This is a genomic window from Synechococcus sp. H55.9 (assembly GCF_047462355.1).
Classification (GTDB): domain Bacteria; phylum Cyanobacteriota; class Cyanobacteriia; order Thermostichales; family Thermostichaceae; genus Thermostichus.
Genome location: NZ_JANSJB010000092.1, coordinates 7,497 through 10,420, shown reverse-complemented (window position 1 = coordinate 10,420; position 2,924 = coordinate 7,497). Strand labels below are relative to the sequence as shown.

Sequence of the window (2,924 nt, the reverse complement as noted above, 5' to 3'; positions counted from 1 at the left end):
GTAAAGCCCAAAAAGTAGGCTCCCCCATCTCCCATGAAGATCTGAGCCGGGTTGAAGTTGTAGCGCAAAAAGCCCAGGCAGGCCCCTGCCAAGGCTGCCGCCAGCATGGCCGCCGCCGGCCGATCCAGCAGCAGCGTTACCATCAGCATCACGACTGCCGCGATCCCTGACACCCCTGCCGCCAAGCCATCCAGGCCGTCCATGAAGTTGATGGCGTTGGCCATCCCCACCAGCCACAGCAGGGTAATCAGCAGGCTCAGCCACACCGGGAAGGGCCAGATGCCGATCCCCGGTAGATTAATGAACTCGATGCGCACCCCCACTCCCCAGGCGGCGGCAGCCACCCCAAACTGCATCGCCAGGCGGGAAAAGGGCGACAACTGAAACAGATCGTCGGCCAGGCCAATCAAAAAAAACAAAACGCCGCCGATCGTCACCCCCCAGATCTCGTACTCCTGCTCGGTGCGCAAGCCGGCGAAGGCTCCAGCTCCCCAGAGCAAGAGCAGCGCCACCAGGTTGCCGAAAAAGATGGAAACTCCCCCCAGGCGCACCATAGGCTGCCGGTGGATCTTACGCTCATCGGGAAAATCCAACTGGCCGCTGCGGATCCCGACCGCCTTCACCACCGGGGTTGCCCAGAGAACCACACAGGCAGCAGCCAAAAAGGCAACCAAGTAGGGCATGGCAAGCCGCGGAGAGGACTGCGGTTATCCCAACTGGGGGTAGAGCGGAAAACGGCGGCAAAGCTGGGCCACTCGCCGGCGACAGGCTTCGAGCACAGCCAGATCCCCCGGTTGAAACAGGCAATCGGCAATAATTTCCCCAATTTCCTCAAATTCTGCTGCGCCCAGGCCGCGGGTGGTCAAGGCCGGGGATCCCAGGCGCAGGCCGCTGGCCACAAAGGGCGGCTGCGGGTCAAAGGGGATGGTGTTTTTGTTGGCGGTAATGTGGATCTCCTCCATCAGGCGATCCGCCCGCTTGCCCGTCATCACCGGATCCGCCGCTCCGTTTTTCTCCAGCACTGCCGAGACCGAGCGCAGATCCAGCAACATCAGGTGGTTGTCGGTGCCCCCCGAAACCAACCGGATGCCCCGTCGTTGCAGCGTTGCTGCCAGTGCCTGAGCATTGGCAATGACCTGGGCTGAGTACTGGGCAAAGCTGGGCTGCAGGGCTTCTCCAAAGGCCACTGCCTTGCCGGCAATGACATGCTCCAAAGGCCCCCCTTGGCTGCCGGGGAACACCGCCTTGTCCAGCTTTTTGCCCAATTCCGGGTCGCGGGTGAGAATCAGCCCCCCGCGCGGCCCCCGCAGGGTCTTGTGGGTGGTGGTGGTTACCACATCGCAGAGGGGCACGGGGTTGGGGTGGTGCCCAGTGGCCACCAGGCCAGCGATGTGGGCAATGTCTGCCATCAGATAGGCCCCCACCTCATCGGCAATGGCGCGGAAGGCAGCAAAATCAATTGTCCGCGGGTAGGCGGAGTAGCCGCAGATAATCAGCTTAGGCCGGTGCTGCAGGGCCAGATCCCGCACCTGGTCAAAATCAATCCGCTCCGTCTGCGGATCCACGCCATAGTGCACCACGCGGAACCACTTGCCGGAGACATTAACTGGCGAGCCGTGGGTGAGGTGGCCGCCGTGGGCCAGATCCATGCCCATGATCGTGTCTCCTGGCTGCAGCAGAGCCAAGAAAACCGCGAAATTGGCCTGGGCACCGGAGTGGGGCTGGACATTGGCGTGGGCCGCCCCAAACAGTTGCTTGGCGCGGTCGATGGCCAGTTGTTCGATCTCGTCGATAAATTCGCAGCCGCCGTAGTAGCGCTTGCCGGGCAGCCCCTCTGCATACTTGTTGGTAAGCACCGAGCCCTGCGCCGCCAGGACGGCCGGCGAGGTGAAGTTCTCGCTGGCAATCATCTCCAGGTGATCCCGCTGGCGGTTGAGTTCTTGCTGGATGAGGCGGTAGACGATGGGATCCGTTTCGGCCAAAATGGCCAGGTTGTCCCGGGGAGTGGTTAGGCTGTGGGGGGCGGCTACCATGGTGACGCCAAGAGCAAACGTTGCAAAGAAAAAAAGGCCAGAATTACCCTGCGGTCGCAACAGCGTTGCGAAGCAACATCGTAACACAATTGAGGCCAGGGGATCCCGCAGCGGCTAAGCGCAGAACCAAAGGCCGCTTTGTAAAGAATGTTTTTGGGCCCCAGGTCTGGTCACCAGCCGGGGTAAAGTGAGGGGCAGGTTTACAGCACTGGGTTTGTTTTAGGAGTTGGCTATGACCGACGCGCAAGTTTTCACCATCCTGGCCATTGCCCTGGTGCCGGCAGTGATGGCCGTGCTGCTGGGATCCGCCCTGGCCCGCAGCTAGTTTCCATCTGGAAGAATAAGGTTGCTCTGGATCCGGGGGCCTGTCCTATAGAGCAGGCCCTTTTGAGTTGAGGCCCAGGGGCTGCGCCTGGGACGCTTTGCCATTGGCTAAAGTTGGATAAAGGATACTACCGGCAGCCAACCCAGAAGCAACTTGAGCCAGGTGGATCTACAGCGGGTTCAGCGCGCCCTTTCTCTGGAAGCAGAAGTGGGGTTTACCGACCTGCGGGGGCGAGAGCAGACCTTCTCCCAATTTTTGCAGAGTGTGTTTGGCCAGGATCCCCCCGCTGGCTGGATCCTGGATGGGGATGACCGGCGGCGGTGGAAAGAACTGGGATCCCGCTATCGCCTCTACCCCCAGCTAGAGCTGCCGGAGCGGCAGCACCTGGTGGCGGAAACCCGCCGCTGGCTGGAGCGGCTGCGTCGCCAGCAAGAACAAGTCCACTCTGCCCCCCCTAGCCCTGCTTTGCCCCTGCCCAAGGGCCTTAGCTTGGAGCAGCCGCTGCAATTTCTCAAGGGCATTGGCCCCAAGTCGGCGGAGAAACTGGCGCAACTGGGCCTGCACAC

The 2,924-nt window shown here is 61.7% G+C and carries 3 protein-coding genes and 1 pseudogene; 2 read left to right on the top strand and 2 right to left on the bottom strand.

Annotated features, from left to right (window positions below):
* Together NW857_RS10880 and glyA are read right to left on the bottom strand one after the other, a co-directional pair.
* Positions 1-683: glycosyltransferase family 4 protein (locus NW857_RS10880; protein WP_414368930.1), on the bottom strand; the 683-nt coding region annotated here is incomplete at its 3' end.
* 24 nt (positions 684-707) lie between these two features.
* Positions 708-2,033, bottom strand: coding sequence for a serine hydroxymethyltransferase (glyA, locus tag NW857_RS10875; RefSeq protein ID WP_414368929.1), 1,326 nt, complete (start codon positions 2,031-2,033; stop codon positions 708-710).
* Positions 2,034-2,265: 232 nt separating this feature from the next.
* Here glyA and psaM point away from each other — a divergent pair, with 232 nt between their 5' ends.
* Together psaM and NW857_RS10865 are read left to right on the top strand one after the other, a co-directional pair.
* On the top strand, positions 2,266-2,358 hold the full coding sequence (psaM, locus tag NW857_RS10870) for a photosystem I reaction center subunit XII (protein WP_414332959.1): 93 nt from the start codon (positions 2,266-2,268) through the stop codon (positions 2,356-2,358).
* Positions 2,359-2,520: 162 nt separating this feature from the next.
* A pseudogene (locus tag NW857_RS10865) lies at positions 2,521-2,924 on the top strand (DNA helicase RecG); the annotation flags it as partial.

Excerpts from the sequence above, each read along its gene's own strand:
- glyA (WP_414368929.1), bottom strand. The coding sequence starts at position 2,033 with ATGGTAGCCGCCCCCCACAGCCTAACCACTCCCCGGGACAACCTGGCC.
- psaM (WP_414332959.1), top strand. The coding sequence starts at position 2,266 with ATGACCGACGCGCAAGTTTTCACCATCCTGGCCATTGCCCTGGTGCCG.